The organism is Mycobacterium timonense (assembly GCF_025821985.1).
GTDB classification, from domain to species: Bacteria; Actinomycetota; Actinomycetes; order Mycobacteriales; family Mycobacteriaceae; genus Mycobacterium; species Mycobacterium avium.
In genome coordinates, this window is record NZ_JACKSY010000098.1 from 1 (window position 1) to 16,227 (window position 16,227).

General features: G+C 67.7%; 17 protein-coding genes. 6 read left to right on the forward strand and 11 right to left on the reverse strand.

Annotation, left to right across the window (positions count from 1 at the left end; translation table 11 throughout):
- Positions 1-229 precede the first annotated feature (229 nt).
- The 5 genes from H7I87_RS21860 to H7I87_RS21880 are packed head-to-tail and all read right to left on the reverse strand — an operon-like array spanning position 230 to position 4,501.
- Positions 230-1,012, reverse strand: a complete 783-nt coding sequence (locus H7I87_RS21860) for an SDR family NAD(P)-dependent oxidoreductase (protein ID WP_033727007.1) — start codon at positions 1,010-1,012, stop codon at positions 230-232.
- A gap of 20 nt (positions 1,013-1,032) precedes the next feature.
- The gene (locus H7I87_RS21865) at positions 1,033-2,109 is read right to left on the reverse strand and encodes a hypothetical protein (RefSeq protein ID WP_033727006.1); all 1,077 of its coding nucleotides are present in this window, start codon (positions 2,107-2,109) and stop codon (positions 1,033-1,035) included.
- Positions 2,110-2,153: 44 nt separating this feature from the next.
- Positions 2,154-3,137 (reverse strand): alpha/beta hydrolase, encoded by a 984-nt coding sequence (locus H7I87_RS21870; RefSeq protein WP_033727004.1) that lies wholly within the window; start codon positions 3,135-3,137, stop codon positions 2,154-2,156.
- Between the two features lie 12 nt (positions 3,138-3,149).
- Positions 3,150-4,019: an SDR family NAD(P)-dependent oxidoreductase gene (locus H7I87_RS21875; RefSeq protein WP_033727003.1), complete on the reverse strand. Its 870-nt coding sequence runs from the start codon at positions 4,017-4,019 to the stop codon at positions 3,150-3,152.
- A gap of 2 nt (positions 4,020-4,021) precedes the next feature.
- A complete protein-coding gene (locus H7I87_RS21880) occupies positions 4,022-4,501 on the reverse strand; it encodes a nuclear transport factor 2 family protein (protein ID WP_003876383.1) in 480 nt (159 codons plus the stop codon).
- 207 nt (positions 4,502-4,708) lie between these two features.
- Between H7I87_RS21880 and H7I87_RS21885 the strand changes: the two genes are divergently transcribed.
- Both H7I87_RS21885 and H7I87_RS21890 read left to right on the forward strand, forming a co-directional pair.
- A complete protein-coding gene (locus H7I87_RS21885) occupies positions 4,709-6,649 on the forward strand; it encodes a flavin-containing monooxygenase (RefSeq protein ID WP_033727002.1) in 1,941 nt (646 codons plus the stop codon).
- Complete coding sequence (locus H7I87_RS21890; RefSeq protein ID WP_033727000.1) at positions 6,646-7,533, forward strand: SDR family oxidoreductase; 888 nt, start codon at positions 6,646-6,648, stop codon at positions 7,531-7,533. The genes H7I87_RS21885 and H7I87_RS21890 overlap by 4 nt, the downstream gene beginning before the upstream one ends.
- Here H7I87_RS21890 and H7I87_RS21895 read toward each other — a convergent pair.
- The 6 genes from H7I87_RS21895 to H7I87_RS21920 form a co-directional block, all read right to left on the reverse strand.
- Positions 7,530-8,156: a Dabb family protein gene (locus H7I87_RS21895; RefSeq protein WP_033726999.1), complete on the reverse strand. Its 627-nt coding sequence runs from the start codon at positions 8,154-8,156 to the stop codon at positions 7,530-7,532. The two genes, H7I87_RS21890 and H7I87_RS21895, sit on opposite strands and share 4 nt — an antisense overlap.
- Complete coding sequence (locus H7I87_RS21900; protein WP_033726997.1) at positions 8,149-8,505, reverse strand: hypothetical protein; 357 nt, start codon at positions 8,503-8,505, stop codon at positions 8,149-8,151. Before H7I87_RS21900 ends, H7I87_RS21895 begins: the two co-directional genes overlap by 8 nt.
- A gap of 85 nt (positions 8,506-8,590) precedes the next feature.
- The gene (gene lipP1, locus H7I87_RS21905) at positions 8,591-9,514 is read right to left on the reverse strand and encodes a LipP1 family hormone-sensitive lipase (RefSeq protein WP_009977158.1); all 924 of its coding nucleotides are present in this window, start codon (positions 9,512-9,514) and stop codon (positions 8,591-8,593) included.
- Positions 9,511-10,323 carry an IclR family transcriptional regulator gene (locus H7I87_RS21910; protein WP_023860947.1) on the reverse strand — a complete coding sequence of 271 codons (813 nt, stop codon included), beginning with the start codon at positions 10,321-10,323 and terminating at the stop codon, positions 9,511-9,513. Before H7I87_RS21910 ends, lipP1 begins: the two co-directional genes overlap by 4 nt.
- A gap of 129 nt (positions 10,324-10,452) precedes the next feature.
- The gene (locus tag H7I87_RS21915; protein WP_023860946.1) at positions 10,453-11,400 is read right to left on the reverse strand and encodes an alpha/beta hydrolase; all 948 of its coding nucleotides are present in this window, start codon (positions 11,398-11,400) and stop codon (positions 10,453-10,455) included.
- A 137-nt stretch (positions 11,401-11,537) separates the two neighbouring features.
- Positions 11,538-12,371: an alpha/beta fold hydrolase gene (locus tag H7I87_RS21920; protein ID WP_033726996.1), complete on the reverse strand. Its 834-nt coding sequence runs from the start codon at positions 12,369-12,371 to the stop codon at positions 11,538-11,540.
- 282 nt (positions 12,372-12,653) lie between these two features.
- Between H7I87_RS21920 and H7I87_RS21925 the strand changes: the two genes are divergently transcribed.
- The 4 genes from H7I87_RS21925 (at position 12,654) to H7I87_RS21940 (ending at position 16,146) form a co-directional block, all read left to right on the forward strand.
- Positions 12,654-13,466: an SDR family oxidoreductase gene (locus H7I87_RS21925; protein WP_033727011.1), complete on the forward strand. Its 813-nt coding sequence runs from the start codon at positions 12,654-12,656 to the stop codon at positions 13,464-13,466.
- Positions 13,463-14,686, forward strand: a complete 1,224-nt coding sequence (locus H7I87_RS21930) for a zinc-dependent alcohol dehydrogenase (RefSeq protein ID WP_224125840.1) — start codon at positions 13,463-13,465, stop codon at positions 14,684-14,686. The genes H7I87_RS21925 and H7I87_RS21930 overlap by 4 nt, the downstream gene beginning before the upstream one ends.
- A gap of 66 nt (positions 14,687-14,752) precedes the next feature.
- Complete coding sequence (locus H7I87_RS21935) at positions 14,753-15,385, forward strand: TetR/AcrR family transcriptional regulator (RefSeq protein WP_023860942.1); 633 nt, start codon at positions 14,753-14,755, stop codon at positions 15,383-15,385.
- 74 nt (positions 15,386-15,459) lie between these two features.
- Positions 15,460-16,146: a TetR/AcrR family transcriptional regulator gene (locus H7I87_RS21940; protein ID WP_062886200.1), complete on the forward strand. Its 687-nt coding sequence runs from the start codon at positions 15,460-15,462 to the stop codon at positions 16,144-16,146.
- The last annotated feature ends 81 nt before the right edge of the window (positions 16,147-16,227 follow it).

Genomic DNA, 16,227 nt, shown 5'->3' on the forward strand with positions numbered 1-16,227 from the left:
GCGGGCATTACGGTGGGACACGAGAACCTCCGGACGGTGATGGGCCTTCGACAAGCCACACCCCACCCGGGGGTTCTCCTCACATCAAGCCGACACGCCCGCTACCAACGTCCCGACCGAATACAGCTAGCGCCGGTCAACCCTCAAAGACGTCGAGCGCTCCGACGTACGCGCGGTCGCCCATGGCCCGCTCGGTCAGGGCACCACGATCCGTCGGTCGGCAGTCGTGTCAGGCGTGTGAACCGCCGTCGACGCGAATCTCCGTCCCGGTGATGAACGCGCCGTCGTCGGAGGCCACCATCGCGATCACCGAGGCGACCGCGCTCGGGTCGCCCAGTATTTCACTGTCTTTGCCGTGCAGGAGCGGGGTTTGCTTGGCCCACAGGCCGACGTCATACCCGTCGGGCATTTTGTCCAACGTGCTGTTGGCCAGTGCCGTCGAGACTCCGCCGGGTTGGATGTTGACCGCGCGCAGCCCCTGCTTCGCGTACTCCAGCGCCAGCGAATGGGTGAAGCTCAAGATGCCGCCCTTGCTGGCGGCATACGCGGCCATGTAGGGATGTGCGAACGACGCGGCGGTGGAGGTGAAGTTCACCACCACACCGCGCCCGGAGTCCAGCAGCGCCGGCAGCGCCTGGCGGGTCATCAGGAATGTGCCGGTCAGATTGACGGCCAACGTCCTGTTCCAGTCGGCCAGCGTGGTCTGATGAGTGTGCGAACACGTCTGTATGGCCGCAACATTCACCAGCACCTCAAGGCCGCCGAGGTCGGCTACCGCGGCATCGACGGCGGCAATGACATCCCCTTCGACCGAGATATCCAGGACGGCGGTGGTCAGGCGTTTGCCGGTGCCGGCGTCGTCGGCGGCGGCCCTCGTGCGCGCCAACCCCTCCGCGGAGATGTCGTAGGCCACGACGGTGGCGCCCTCGTCGAGCAGTCGGGCTGCGGTGGCCGCACCGATCCCGGAGCCGGCCCCGGTCACGATTGCGCGGCGGCCTGCGAAACGGTCCATGACGCAATGCCTCTCGGTGATCAGGCCGGCTGAAACGCGCTCAGCGGCGCCTGGTCGGGATACCTGGTCGGACCCCCCACGTCATAGGCGGCGTTGAGGGCAGCGATGAATTCTGGGTCATGCAGTGGCGCGCTCGGGGCGTCGAGTTTGATGCCCTTGGCATGGAGGTCGTCCAGCATCATGTCGATCGCGCGGTCGATGGTGATGTCGTCGGAGCCTTCCATATTTTTCTTGAGCTCGTCATAGTCGGAGAAAACCTCGGCCGACCAGTGGACCAGGAATCGCAACTCGTCAGTGTGGTGGCGCGCGATCACGTCCTCGCCGTTCTTGAGCAACCAGTGGTTGCGATCGGACGGGTCACCCGTGAACACGGTGTCGAACGCCAAACCGGACGGAATCTGTTGTTCCAGTGGCCCGTTGGCTTCGCCGCGGTGAACCATCATCTCGTTTTGCACCACTACGCCGCGGTTGTTGATCGGCGGCAGCACTCGCGCCGGGGCTTTCAACGGACCGTCGGGCCAGTAGGTGAAGCCACTTCCGGTGTCCAGGCAGAACCACGTGATCACCTGGGCCATTTTGATCAGGTAGTCGGAGAACAATCCCGACTTGCCCATGACGCTGCACAGCCAGGTGGGTGCGTTCTCGTGGCGCACGCCGCGAAAGCTCGGCGAATCCAAGTGGCCGGGATCGCGGTTGGCGCAAGGCCCATTGATGTTGAACAGCATCATCTCCGGCTTGGCGTACTCAGCGTTCCAGTAGCGCTTGGCATGTTCAAGGAAGGCGGCGTTGTAGAAGCAGTCGTGTAGTTCCGGGTACAGCACGGTGCCATAGTTGGCGAGGTAGCCGCGGAACGTCGGCGTGAGAAACAGGTCCAGCGAGGGCGTGAACCCCTCGGGAAACGCACCGCTCATCGTCGCCATCAGTTCGTCGGCCGACGCGAAGTGCTGCGCGATGATGAGCCGCCACGGACCGTGCGTGTGCACCACATTCAATAGGCGCTCACGCTGATCGTCGGTGTACACATTGTCGATTTCGCGGGGCGGCGCGACCGGCCGCAGTACGTCGGAAAGCTCCATTCGGCGCTCGTCGCTGAGCATCACCTGCCTCCTTTGCGGTCACGATCGGTCGATTGTGCGCAGCGTTATCGCGTTGCGGTGGAATGCCGTCCGGTGATCGGGACGTCAAACCGGAGCGGATGAGTAAACTTGGCCCGCAGCAACCCACCGATCTCCGCGATGGCCAGCCGGCCGCGTGCGGTGGCATCGGAGCGCATCAGGAAGCCGTGGTACATGCCGGGATATCGGGTGACGGTGGTCTGGACGCCGGCGTCACGCAGGCGGTCCGCGTAGCGCTCGCCCCAGTCCCGGATGGGGTCGCAGCCCGCGGTGACCACGATCGCCGGCGGCAGACCCGACAGGTCGGCCGCATACGCCGGGACCAGATAGGGGTCGGTCGGAGGACCGGCATCGCCGTCGACCAGCGCGTGCATGTAGTCGATGTCGTCGCGAATGAGCAGCGGAGCGTCGGGCATTGCCGCGATCGAGGCAACGGACATGTCGCGGTCCAACCCGGGATACAGCAGCACCTGCGCGCAGATCGGCGGTCCGCGGCGATCGCGCGCGGCCAGGGCGACGGCCGCGGCCAGCGAGCCGCCGGCGCTGTCGCCGATGACCGCGAGCCGATCGGCATCGACGCCTAATTCCCCGGCCTTCCGCGATACCCATTCGGTGGCGGCGTAGGCGTCGTCGAACTGGGCGGGCGGCGGTGACTCCGGGGTCAGCCGGTAGTCCACGGCGACGACCGTGGCCGCTGACGCGGAGGCGAGCTCGCGGGCCAGTGGTTCGAATGAGCGGTTGGATCCCATCACCAGTCCGCCGCCGTGCAGATACACCAGCACCGCCACACCGGAATCCGTTGTGGGCCGGTAGATCCTGACGGGGATGCCGCCGGCGGCGCTGGGCACGAGCGCCTCGGTGACGCTGGCCATCTCGGGCATTGTCGCCGGCCGCGGTGCGGACTCCAGCCCGGCGCGCACCGCGGGCAGACCCCGTTGCCGCATCGGAGCGGTCTCGCCGAACGAGGCGATGCGGGCGGCCGCGTCGGGATCCAGTGGGGGAGAAGTCATGTCGGCGTCACGTCAGTGCGACGCGGAGTCGAACTGTGTCTCGGTCCGTAGTGGTGGGGCCTGTTGCGCGGCAAGCACTTTGGCCCGTTCGCGCATCGCCGCGCCGACGCTTTCCGGATGAGTGTGCAGGTAGAAGTGGCCCTCGGCCGATTGCCTGAAGATCATCTCGGCGGCTTCCAGCGCATCCATGGACGCGGCCTTGATGCCGAGCATGGCCGAGCGGTGGGCTTCGGCCGCGGCCGCATCGCTGGCTGCATCGGGGTCGACGCCGCCCGCCGACTCGAAGATGTTGGAGCGCACCGGCCCCGGCAGCACGGCCTGGACGTGAACGTGATCGTCGTGCCCGGTGGCCTGCACCTCGAGGTGCAGGCATTCGGTCAGCGCCAGCACCGCGTGCTTGCTCACGATGTAGGGCGCCTGCAACGGCATCGCCACCATCGCACCCACCGATGCGATGTTCCACACCCACGCCTGCTGTCCGGCGGCCATCATCTTCGGCAGAAACGCGCGTACGCCGTAGAACACGCCGCTGACGTTGACGTCCATGACGTGCTGCCAGTTGACCACCGGTGTGTCCCACAAATAGCCGAACTGTTCGATGCCCGCATTGTTCACCAGCAGCCGCACCGGCCCGATGTCATAGGCGCGGTCGGCGAGGTCCTGCACGGCGGCGGGATCGCGGACGTCGCAGGCGGCGTCGTGCGCCGCGCCGCCTCCCGCGGCCAACTCGTCGCGCAACGCCGCGACGGCGTCGCCGTCGATGTCGGCCAGCACGACCGTCATGCCCAACCCACAGGCGTAGCGGGCCAGGCCGGCGCCGAGGCCGGACCCGGCGCCGGTGATCACCGCGACTCCACCCGCGAAGGTGCTGCGAGCGTCCATCGTTATGAGCCCACACCGCTTTCGGCGTGCAGTTCGGAGAGGAGCACCGAGTTGGTGGTGTCGAGAGTTACGTCCATCTCGCTGAACTCCAGTCCGTGGGCACCGCGCCGAACGCCGACGTTGACGACGGCGCTGGACACCGCGAACGGCACGAAGTTGGCGATGTGGTTGACAAAGAGGTAGAACCGCGCCCGGGTGATGTCGCCGTCCGACCCGATGCGGTGCACGTTGGTGGCGTGATGCCGCAATGGGTACGGGCTCTGCTTGCGGTGCTCCGACAGCCATTCCATCACCGCGTCGCGACCGCTGAGTTTCGGTGACATGAGCTCCTCGAAAGGGCTTGCACCGGAATCGCTTCGGGTCAGGTAGTGCACATCCTCGGCGTAGCTGGCCGCCAGCTCGTCGTAGTGCGCCTCATCGTAGTGGTACCAGAAGGCCCCGATGAATTCCTGTAATTCGGGCAGCGTGATGTCGTCGCTCATCCCGTCAGTCAACTCCGAGCGTGCAGTTGCTAGCACCCCGGATGCCCGGTCAGTGGAACACCGTCGGGGCTCAGTTGGTGATCAGCCTGCGCGGCGAGACTATTTTTCTGGATTACGGTAGGTGCCCGTGCGCGCGTGGGTCGGCCGCGTCCCGCTGAGTAGGCACGGGCCTGCTGAAGGCGGCGGACCGCTTCGATACTCGTAGGCATGAGCACTGGCATGCCCGTCACGACTGAAAGCGCGGGAGCGGCGGGTCCGGACCCCTACGACGTCGGCGAACTGCGGGCCAACCTGCGGCAGGCGGATCCCGGGGTGCTCGTCGCGGTGCTCGCCCAGCTGACCGGGGACCCGGCCGTCGTTGATCGGTTCGCACCGAAAATCACCTATGTGCCCGACCCGCCGGAGCAGGCGGGCGTCACCGACCCGGAGACGGCCGCTCAGCTCGTCGACGAGATCGTCACGGCGTTGAGGACGCCGCGGCGAGCGGACGCGGTACCCGCCGACGACCTCGACCTCTTCGCTCGTGTGGCGCCCGTCGCGCTGGGCGGAGAAGTCGGCCCCGAGTATCTCGGACTGCTCCTCGAGCAGGGCGGTTTCCAGCCCTCCCAACCGGTACTTCCGCGCACCGCAAAGCTTCCCGCGGGATTCCGGGTGGCCATCATCGGCGCGGGGATCGCCGGCATCACCGCCGCGCTCGCCTGCGCGGACGCCGGCATCGAGTATCAGATCATCGAGCGCAACGACGAGGTGGGCGGAACCTGGTACACCACCAGGTATCCCGGCATCGGGGTGGACACCCCCTCGGCGTATTACTCGCTGTCCCGCGACATCAACGGTGACTGGTCGAGCTACTACCCGCAGGGTGCGGAATATCAGGCCTATCTGGTAGCGGTGGCCGACAAAAACGACCTGCGCGAGCACGCCCGGTTCGGCACCGAGGTGGAAGCGTTGTGGTGGCAGGAGCGGCGTCGGCAGTGGCAGATCCATTCGGTCGGCCCGGACGGAACCCGCGACGTCAGTTACGCGAACGTGGTGATTCCGGCCGCCGGCTACCTGAATCGGCCGCGGTGGCCGGAACTGGCCGGCCGCGAGACGTTCTCGGGGATTTCGATCCATTCCGCGCACTGGGACCCCGAGCTGGATCTCACCGGTAAGAGGGTCGCGATCATCGGAGCCGGGTGCACCGCGGTCCAGATCGTCGACGCCTGCGTGGACCAGGTCGCGCACCTGACGGTCTTCCAACGCCAACCGCACTGGGTCGCACCGCGCCGACGGGCATCCGACGACGTCCCCGCCTATCAGCGCTGGTTGGGCACCCGACTTCCCTACTACGCCAACTGGATTCGGCTCAAGTCATATTGGGGGACGGCGGACAACAACTATCCGGTGATCCTGCATGACCGGCAATGGACGGCCGAGCACCTGTCGGTTTCGCCGGCCAACGACGTGTTGCTGCGCATGTGTCTGGATTACATCGATCGCGTGTTCGGCGCGGGCAGCGAGCTGGCCCGCAAGGTCACCCCCGACTTTGCGCCCTACGGCAAACGGATCATCCGCGATCCGGGCGGCTATTACGCGGCGCTGGGCCGCGAGCACGTGGACGTCGAGGCCAGCGAACCGGCCCGCGTCAACCAGGCCGGAATCGTCACGGCCGACGGGCAGCAAATCGACCTCGACGTCATCATCTACGCGACCGGTTACTATCTGGATTTCCTTTCCACCGTGGACATCCGGGGCCGCGACGGCAAGAAGCTGACCGACGAGTGGGGCGATGCCCCCCGGGCCTACCGGGGCGGAATGGTGCCCGGGTTCCCGAACATGTTCATCTCGTCGGCCCCCAACTACAGCCCGGGGCACGGGGCCGGGCACAACTTCGGGGTCGAGGTGATGGTGCACTACGTGATGGAATGCCTGCAGTTGATGGCGCTGCGCCGGGCCACCACCGTGGAGGTGACGCAGCGCGCCTACGAGGAATACGTCGCGGACATCGATGCCACCATGGCGGGCACCGTGTGGTGCCACACGCCGTCGGCGCACACCTATTACCGCTCGGGCGGAGGCCGGATCGTGACCGCGTTCCCCTATCGCCTCGTCGATTTCTGGCGCGACCATCGTGCGCCGAGCGAGGAAGATCTCGAGTTGCGATGAGCCGCTTACTGTCCGGCAAAACGGCGGTGGTCACCGGTAGCAGCCGCGGCATAGGTCGCGCGGTCGCGCAGCGCCTGGCCGCCGCGGGGGCCACGGTCGCGGTGACCGCACGATCGCACTCGTCGTCCCTATCGACGCGGGCTGGTACGGCCACCGCGCTGCCCGGCACCATCGGCGAAACGATCGAACTGATCGAAGCCGCCGGTGGTTCGGCGTTCGGGATCGCGGCCGACCTCGAAGACGCCGACCAGCGGGACGGTTTGGTCGATGCGGTCCTCGACCGCACGGGCCGCATCGACATTCTGGTCAACAACGCCGGTTTCGCCGACTACTCGTTGGTCGAAGACATGAGTTTGGAAACGTTCGATCGCACCGTGGAGCACTACCTTCGCGTCCCGTTCGTCCTGACGAAATGCGCTGTGCCGCATATGCGCAAGCAAGGGGCGGGGTGGATCGTCAACATCGGATCGGTCACGGGCCTGGCCCCGGTCAGGCCGTACCGGGAGTACAACAAGGCCTCCGGCGACGTGGTCTACGCGGCCATGAAAGCCGCCCTGCACCGGTTCACCCAGGGAGTGGCCGCCGAGTTGCTCGACGCCAACATCGCCGTGAACTGCGTCGGCCCGTCGACGGCGGTCCGGACACCCGGTGCCGCGCAACTGATCCCGGAGTCTTTCCCTACCGAACCGGTGGAGTATCTGGCCGAGACCGTGCTGGCGATGTGCCATCTGCCCGCCGCGGAGCGAACAGGGCTGCTCGCGTTCAGCCTGCATTATCCGTGGTCACAGCAGCTACCCGTGCACAGCCTGGACGGCGCGAACCTGTTGCCGCCGTTGCGTCCCCCGGCAAATGCCAATCCGAACATTCTTCCCGCGGGGGTCTAGGTCAGAACCGGATCGGTGCTGATGCAGAAGCTGTGGCAGACGCGGTCGCGCACGATGACGTCGGGACACTCCGGGTCGAACCAACGGTCCACCACCGCCCAATGGATCGGGTGCATCAGGTAGGGCCCCATCAACCCGTCCACGTCGGTGAAGAGCTGTTCGAACACATGGGTCCACGCCGAAGCTCCGGTCGCCTCCTCCACCCGGCTCAGCTGCCAGCCGGTGATGGTGCGCACGTATCGCGGCATCAGCCGCAGGTCCGCCTCGAACCGGGCGACGGTGTCCTCGGCGGTGTCGGGCGACACCGCCAACAGCAGCGCCCGGTACACGGTGCCGGGTTTTTGGCCGGCGTGCACGGGCGTTCCGGAGTAGGTCGCACCGTTCACCCGGCCGACGGCGGGGTCGTCCAAGACGGCCGCGAAACATGCGGCCGTGCAATCCCATTGGCGTTTGGAGGCGAAGCGAAGGTGCACCAGGAGATCGCCCCCATTGCGGGAGCCGGGCAGTGTCGGCCCCACCACCCAGTGCAGCGCGCCGGCGTCGGATGCCGCCCGACGCAGTGCGGCAGCCATCCGGTCGCGGTCCTGCTCACCGACATCGATCAGCCGGGTGACGCTATACATCGCAGAGTCCGTCGACGTCCGCGGCGCGCGCGGCGAAGGACCGGGACCGCTCGGCCACCAATTCCCCGATCCGCGACCACCATTCGCCCACCGCCGGATCGGGCCGGCCTTGCCACGTCATCTCCCACCACGCCCGGACGTCGGGCAGTGTCCAGGTGATGGTGACGGTGTTCACCTGGCCCTCGGATTCGTCGAACCAGATGGGTGGGCTCACCAGGACGTCGCGCAGCGTCATGCCGCGTTCGCGCGCGCCGGGGGCGTACTCGGCCAGATAGGTGTCGACGAATCGCCGGGCGCATCCGGGCCGGGTCACCACCCGGTCGATGACGAAGACTGCACCGTCGGCCATCAGCCGACCGTATGACACCCGGGGGACGCAGCGGGGCCGGCTCCCGACCACCGGGAACCTCCGGTCAACCGTCGAAGCCGTCGCGTTACCGCCGCAGCAGATCGGCCAGGGCGGCCGCCGCCTCGTTGCGCGCCCGGTGCGCGATGTCGAGCATCGGCATCGTCATGAACCCGTGGATGCCGCCCTCATAACGCAATTGCACGGTCGGCACGCCCGCCGCTTCGAGCGCGGCGCCGAAGGCCAATCCTTCGTCGCGCAGCGGATCGTGGCCGGCGACCACCACGACCGCGGGCGGGAGTCCGCGTAGGTCGGCGTTCAGCGGCGTGGCGTAGGGGTGCGCGCGGTCTCGGGTCGAGGGCACGTAGCAATCCCAGTACCACCGCAGCGCCGGCGCCGGGTTGTAGTAGCCCTGGCCGAAGAGGCGGTACGACTCGGTGTCGAAATCGGCCGCGATCACCGGATAGATCAGCAGTTGGGCCGCCGGCGCCGGGCCGCCGCGGTCGCGACACATGACCGTGGTCACCGCGGCCAGGTTGCCGCCCGCGCTGTCGCCGCCCACGACCAGTCGTGCGGGGTCGGCCCCGAGCGCGTCGGCGTGGTCGCGGGCCCAGCACGTCGCCGCGTACACGTCTTCGGCGGCCGCCGGCCACGCGTTCTCCGGGGCCAACCGGTAGTCGACCGAAACGACAACGGCGGGAACAAGATTGGCAAGATTGCGGCACAGGCCGTCGTGACTGTCAAGGTCGCAGAACACGAAGCCACCGCCGTGGGCGTACACGAGGGCGGGGAGCGGCGCCGCCGCTTCGGGTCGGTATACGCGTATGCGGAGGGGGCCGCCCGGACCCTCGACCAACCGATCGGCCACCTCGGCGACGGGCTCGGGCTGGGCCGGCGGCACCAGCCTGGATCGGATCAGCGCTCGGGCCTCGGCGCCGCTCATCTGCTGCACGGGTGGAAACCCGCTGTCCAATTGCTCGATGATCGCCGCGATCTGCGGCTCGAGGCTCACGCGTACTGCAGGGCGGGGCGCGGCGCCAGACGCAGCGGGCGCAGGGGTTGCAGGGTGGGCGCGACGCGTTGCGGGCCGTCCTCGGCGTGGCGCCAGATGCCCATCGCGGTCATCCGTACCGGGGCGATCAATCGCTGGTCGAACGCCATCCGGTTCATCGGGCCGCACACCGACACCGCCGCGACGGCCTCACCCGGGTCGCCGATGGGCGCTGCCACACAACCGAATCCGAGCAGAGATTCCTCGCGCTCGAAGGCGACGCCGTGGGCGCGCACCCGGGACAGTTCGATCGCCAGCTGCGAGCCGGTGGCGATCGAGTACTTGGTGCTGCGGACCCGCAAATCCACCGGGGCGCCCTCCTCGCGATAGGCCAGCATCGCCTTGCCGACGGCCGTACAGTGCGCCGGCTGGCGGCCGCCGACCCGGGTGGGGATGGGCGCCAGCGGCGAATCGCCGACCTTGTCGAGGTAGACGACGTCCGGTCCGTCCAGGACCGCCAGGTGCACGACAAGCCCGGTGGCACGGTGCAATTCGACCAACAAGGGGGTGGCTGCGCGCACCAGACGATCCTGGTGCACGGCCAGCGAGCCCAGCTCGACGAGGCGCATGCCGAGTTCGTAGTCGCGGCCGCTGCGGCGCAGCCAGCGCAACTGGACCAGGCGTTCGAGCATTCGGTGCGCCGACGAGCGGGGCAGGCCGGTGCGACGGACGATCTGGGCCAGCGTGAGGCGCCCGGGGCCGTCGAATGCGTCCAGGACGAGCGAGATGCGGTCGATGACGGCGGTGGGGGTTTCGGTGGGCGCTGACACTGAGCCTCCTGGCTGGCATATTCCTATTAGGAATATATGTCTACCACATGAAGGTGGTCCGCGTCACATACCTCGAGCCCGCGAGCGTAAGCCCCACCGCGGAAACCCGGGCCGAAAATCGCAGCGGGCTTACGTTCGCGGAATAGAACGGGGCGCCGCATCGCGCGTAAACCCGGGGCGCGACAAGGCGCGGGCCAGGAAGGAGAGCATGGCTTGCACGGCCTCCTCCTCGCCGTCGAGAAATGTCGCGTAGTGACCACCGGGTAACAGGGCGAGCTGACCGCGGGGGGCCCGTTGCGCCAGATGGATTGCCGGTCCGGGCGGAGCCACGCCGTCATCGCTATAGGCGACAACGAGCAGCGGACACCGAATGTGCTTGGCGTATCGGCCGGGCCGGTAGAAGCCGATGCGTATCGCCGACCGCGCGGCCACCGCTTGGCACCATTCGGGGTAGCGGTTTCCGGGGTTGAGCGCTCGGACGTAGTTTCGCGAATCCGGTGTGGTCAACGCCGCCACGGCGCCGCGCTCACCGGCCAGCGGAACGAGCAGGGGCTGGCGCCCAAACATTCCGCCGACGGTGTCGACAGCGGCGCGGCTGATCAACCTGGTAAACGCCTGAGGTGTCATGTACCGCAACGCGTTACGCATGGCATGGAGGCCGTCGACCGCGGGTGCGTGCGCTATCGCTGCGGCAATCCGGGGATGACGTGCGGCTATGACGAGTGCGTGCCCGCCGGAAGCCGAGAACCCCCATATGGCCAACTTGTCGCGGTCCACGCCCGGCAGCGTTGCGGCGAAGTCCACGGCGGCGTGGTAGTCGGCTAACTGGTCGCGGAAACGCACGAGTTGCCTTGACGTGCCGCTGCTTTCGCCGAGGCAACGGTAATCGAAGGCGAGCACGTGGTAGCCGGCGTCTTGGAAGCGCTTGGCCAGACGATCGGTTCCGGGTTCCTTGGTGACGGCCAGCCCGGCGGCCATGACCACGCAGGCCCCGATCTCGCCCGGGTAGTGCCAGGCGGCGCATTGGCCGTCGGCGCTGGGGAACATCACCTTATGGCGCTGGATGCTAGGTGCCATAACTTTGCTCCTTTGGCATACGGAATAGCCTGGGCTGCAACGCATTAGACCGTGGACATCCCCGCCGCGGTTACGCTGTAAGTCCAATCAATGACGTACGGCCGAAGATACAGGCAGTATGTATGTAACGCAAGCGGCTACCGTAGAGCCGTCGCAGCCGGATCCCGGGATGCCCGGCAGGGGCGCGCCAGCAGGTCCAGTAGCGCTGCCGTGACTTCGTCGGGGCGTTCCTCCATGACGAAGTGGTCCGCGCCGGCAACCCGGGTCAGGGTCGCCGTCGGAATGCGCTCCGCGAGCTCTCGGCCCGTCGCAAAGGGAATGGTGCGATCCCTGTCGCCCCAGATGATCGCCGTCGGACAACGGATCCGCTCCAACCCGGCGGCTAATTCGGGCACCGCGGGCACCCGGTAGTTGCGGAAAAAGTCAACGAACGTTTGCCGCCCGCGCGGCGTGTCCATCCATCCCAAATACTCGGCTTGGAGGGCATCGTCGAAGCACCCGAGCCGGCGGTACGGGCGCAACGCGACGTGATGTAGCCGCCGTAGCGGAAGGCTGCGCACGACGCCGGGAGCATGAGTCACGGCCCACCGTTGGTGAAGCAGGAATCGATAGAACATCGGTCGAAAGACCCTGTGCGCGCGCGAGTTCAGCACTGCCAGGCGCATGACTTTTTGCGGGTGGCGCAGCACATACCCCAAACCGAGGAACGCGCCGTAATCGTGCGCGACCAGGTTGAACCGCCGCAGTCCCAGCGAGTCGACGAGGCAATCGAGTCGTCCTACTTCGTTTTCATATGTCGCGGGCGTGTCGGGCGGATCGGAGCGCCCGAAGCCCGGCCAGTCGACGGCGATGACGCGGTGCCGCTGGGCCAACGCCGGAATCTGGTGACGCCAGCACGATGCGCTCTCGGGATAGCCATGCAAAAGCAGCACCGGTTCCCCGTCGCCGGCTTCGACGCGAAAAACGCTCATCAGCGGGCCGCCTTCGTCGACGTGAGTGCAACGGTGGGGAAACGTTCGTTCGGTTGAACGCCGCCGCTACCAACCTTGCTCAACGCGGCTGAGGCGATCAACCGTGTGGCGCGCGCATGGCCGAATCGGTGGGATGCATGTCCGTTCGGTACGTCAACCGGTCTCCACGGTATGCGCAATGGCGGTGTAAAGCCGGGTTCGAACAATCCGTTTGGCAGATATTGACACGGCAACGTTCCTGATATGAAACTGGAACCGTTCCGTTCCCGAAGGAGGGCCGTCGTGGTTGTCGATAAGGCGGTGTTGATCACGGGGGCCGGCAGTGGAATCGGCGCAAGCACGGCGCGCGCGCTGTACCGCCGTGGCGCACGGCTCCTTTTCGTGGACGTCGATGGGCCCGCAGTGCAAGCGTTGGCAGAGGAATTCGGGCCCGGCCGAAGCGTGGTTGCGCAAGGCGATGTTCGCGATCCCGACGCCATGCGAACGGCCGTTGATGCCGGCATTCAGCAGTTCGGTGGCGTCGATGCCGTGGTGGCCAACGCCGGCGTGGGTTCCTGGACGCCGGTGCTCGACATGCAGCCGGCGCAGTTTCGCCATGTCGTCGACATCAATCTCGTCGGCCTGTTCAACACCGTCGGCGCGGCATTGCCCGCACTCGTCAGCGCAAAAGGGTACGTACTTGTGGTCGCGTCGGTTGCGTCCTACGTCGCCGCGCCAGGTCTGGCCGCTTACACGGCGAGCAAAGCGGGTGCGGAGCAGTTCGCCAACGCGTTGCGACTCGAGATGGCTTGGCGCGGCGTCGATGTCGGCTCGGCCCATATGTCGTGGGTTGACACCCCACTATTCCGGCATGCCATGTCCGGTTCTGCCGGCTTCGCCGCCACGCTGGCCACCCTTCCGCGTCCGTTCAGGCGGACGCTGTCGGCGGATGACTGTGGCGAAAAGCTCGCCGACGCGGTGCAGCGGCGGGCTGCCCGGGTCGCAATGCCCCGATGGGTGGCGATGGCCCGGTGGGCGAAGCCGCTGCTGTCGACCCCGCTACTGGAACGTCAATTGCGCACACGGCTGGCGCAGGTCTTGGAGGACCAAGGATGACCACCGATCTCGTTCGGGCCCGCACGGCGCTGGGCCACTACGCCAGGCTGCTGAGTCCCGACGCGCTGTCGGCGGCGCGCCTGCCGCTGCACCGCGATACCAAGATGCGGATCAAGCAACTGGGCCGGCGCAGCGGCGGGCGCCGCCGGGCGGGCCGGCAACGGATGCGCGGGCTCGTGGCCTACCCCGGCGGCGCGCTGCGCTGGCGGTCGCTGCCCAGCCCCGCCATGCCCGGCCCGCAGGCCGCGATCGTGCGACCGATCGCCGTGGCGACCTGCGACGTGGACCGGGCAATGATGCTGGGTCGCACCCCATTTCCGCTGCCGCTGCACCTCGGCCACGAATGCGTGGCCGAAGTGGTCGACGTGGGGGACGAGGTGTCCTCCGTTCGCGTCGGCGATCGGGTGGTGGTGCCATTCCAGATCAGCTGCGGTCGCTGTTCGGCCTGCCGGCGCGGGCACACCGGCAGCTGCCTGTCGGTGCCCCCGGCGTCGATGTACGGGTTCGGCATCTCCGGTGGCCTGTGGGGCGGCGCGTTGGCCGACCTGATGGCCGTTCCCTTCGCCGATGCCATGCTCGTGGCCTTGCCCGACGGCGTCGAGCCGGCCGCGGCGGCCGGGGTGGGGGACAACATCTGTGATGCCTACCGGCAAGTCGCGCCGTACCTGCCCGGCCTGCTGGCCGCCGACCCCGACGCCGAGACGCTCATCGTGGGGCGGATGGGCAGCCGTGAGCCGATGACCTCCAGCGCGGTGCTGTGTACCGGATTGATCGCTCAGGCGTTGGGCGCGCGCAGAATTCACATCGTCGACGGCCGTGCTGCCGTCCGCGAGCGCGCCGAGCAACTGGGGCTGCATGCGCTGGATCCGCGGCGCCCCCGCGAGTGGCCGACCGCCCCGCTGACCGTCGACGCCACCGGCACCCCGAGCGGGCTCCGGCAGGTACTTCGCCACACCGCGCCCGACGGCGTCTGCACCTGCGTCTGGTCGCTGCACCGGCGCGCCAGCGTGCCCCTGGCCGCCTGCTACGTGCGCAACGTGACGCTGCACATCGGCCGCAGCCACGTCCGCGCCGTCATGCCTTCGGTGCTCGAACTCATGGCCGCGGGAAGGCTGCGACCCGAGCTGGTCACCACGCTCACCGCCTCGTTCAACGACGCTCCGGGCGCCCTGCGCGAGCACTGCCACGGAAACGCCATCAAGGCCATCCTCACTGCCTGACGACCATGCCGCGACGGAGCATCTCAACAACCCGGATCGGGAACCCGCGTGTGTCAATATCGGGTAGTGCAGCCGTCGCGAACGTATCGAGGAGCCACCCCCGGCCAACGTGCCGAGCAGCGGCGCACGCGCCTCATCGAGGCCGCCGTCGACGTGTTCGGCACCGTCGGCTACCGCGCCGCGACGGTCGACCAGGTCTGCGCCAGCGCCGGGCTGTCGAAGCGATATTTCTACGAATCGTTTCCCGACAGCGAGGCACTGTTGCTCGCCTGCTACCAGCGATGCGCCGAGGAAATACACCAGGCCATGGTGAGCGCCGTCGCCCAGGCGGCGGCAGGCACCCTCGACGTTCAGCTTCGGGCGGCGCTGACAGGCTATTTCGAAGCCATCGACGCCGACCAGCGCCGGGCGCGGATCACCCTGCTGGAGATCCTCGGCGTAAGCCCCGCGGTGGATGCCGCCTGGGCCGCGCAAACCCAGCGGTTCGCCGCCTCGGTGGAGACGCTGGCGGCCGCCGCCTTCACCAAGACCACTCTGCCCAAGGCGCAGCGGGCCATCATCGCCGAGGAAATCATCGGCGCCATCACGACCGCCGCCACGCTCTGGCTGCTGCAGGATCGCCGGCGCCGCCGGGCGCAACTCATCAACGCCACACACGTCCTGGTCCTCGCCGTTTTCGACCGGCTGCCGCACGCCTGACCCGCCACCGCGCCTTGCGGCCAGTGCCGGCCGCTGCTTTACTGCAAGTAAGTACTTACTTCCAGGGAGGCGCGGTGCCCGTCACGTCCCGGCAGCGGATCATCACCGAAGCGCTGCGCCTATTCGGGCAACGTGGGTTCGCGGCCACCACGATCGCCCAGATCGAAGATGCCGCCGGGCTGTCGCCGGGCTCGGGCGCGCTGTATCGGCACTTTCGCTCCAAGGACCAACTGCTCTACGAGGCCATTGGCGAGACCCTCGCCGATCGCGACCAGTGGGCGCCGTTCTTCGAGCCCGGCTTCTCGGTGCTGGAACTGCTCGACCAGGTGGCCTGGGGTGCCGGGCTGGTCGACAGGCTCGTGCTGCTCTGCCGGGTGGGGTTGGGCCGGCTGGACCACAACCGCGATGTCACCAGGATCCTGCTGCGCGACACATCGGCGTCCCCGGAGGTGCTCGAGGTGTTTCGCCGCAACGAGTACCTGCAGGTGCTGTCGGTGATCTCCCGCGGGCTGGCCGAACTGGCCGGGCCCGACCACCGCGCGCACGACTGGGACGCCGCCGCCGTGGTGGTGCTAAGCGCGGTCGCGCATTACTGGCTGATCCGCGACACGTTCGGCGGTGAGCACCCGGCCGCCATCGACGAGGAGCGATACCTGCGTTCCACCGCGGAAATGATCGCCGCCCGACTGCAGTGGTCGGATCCGACGCCCAACCCGGAGGAAAGGACTCTCAATGAAGATGTCAAGCCGCCGACTTGGTGATCGGGGGTGATTCGGGTTGCCAGGTGCGGTTGTCACGGATGAGGGCGTAAAGGACGTTGGTACGGCGTCGCGCCAGGCAGA

Bases quoted from the DNA above. Each gene is read 5' to 3' on its own strand.
- H7I87_RS21895 (WP_033726999.1), bottom strand. From the start codon at position 8,156: ATGTATAGCGTCACCCGGCTGATCGATGTCGGTGAGCAGGACCGCGAC.
- H7I87_RS21915 (WP_023860946.1), bottom strand. From the start codon at position 11,400: ATGGCACCTAGCATCCAGCGCCATAAGGTGATGTTCCCCAGCGCCGAC.
- H7I87_RS21920 (WP_033726996.1), bottom strand. From the start codon at position 12,371: ATGAGCGTTTTTCGCGTCGAAGCCGGCGACGGGGAACCGGTGCTGCTT.
- H7I87_RS21900 (WP_033726997.1), bottom strand. From the start codon at position 8,505: ATGGCCGACGGTGCAGTCTTCGTCATCGACCGGGTGGTGACCCGGCCC.
- H7I87_RS21885 (WP_033727002.1), top strand. From the start codon at position 4,709: ATGAGCACTGGCATGCCCGTCACGACTGAAAGCGCGGGAGCGGCGGGT.
- H7I87_RS21930 (WP_224125840.1), top strand. From the start codon at position 13,463: ATGACCACCGATCTCGTTCGGGCCCGCACGGCGCTGGGCCACTACGCC.
- H7I87_RS21865 (WP_033727006.1), bottom strand. From the start codon at position 2,109: ATGCTCAGCGACGAGCGCCGAATGGAGCTTTCCGACGTACTGCGGCCG.
- H7I87_RS21870 (WP_033727004.1), bottom strand. From the start codon at position 3,137: ATGACTTCTCCCCCACTGGATCCCGACGCGGCCGCCCGCATCGCCTCG.
- H7I87_RS21880 (WP_003876383.1), bottom strand. From the start codon at position 4,501: ATGAGCGACGACATCACGCTGCCCGAATTACAGGAATTCATCGGGGCC.
- H7I87_RS21875 (WP_033727003.1), bottom strand. From the start codon at position 4,019: ATGGACGCTCGCAGCACCTTCGCGGGTGGAGTCGCGGTGATCACCGGC.
- H7I87_RS21890 (WP_033727000.1), top strand. From the start codon at position 6,646: ATGAGCCGCTTACTGTCCGGCAAAACGGCGGTGGTCACCGGTAGCAGC.
- H7I87_RS21860 (WP_033727007.1), bottom strand. From the start codon at position 1,012: ATGGACCGTTTCGCAGGCCGCCGCGCAATCGTGACCGGGGCCGGCTCC.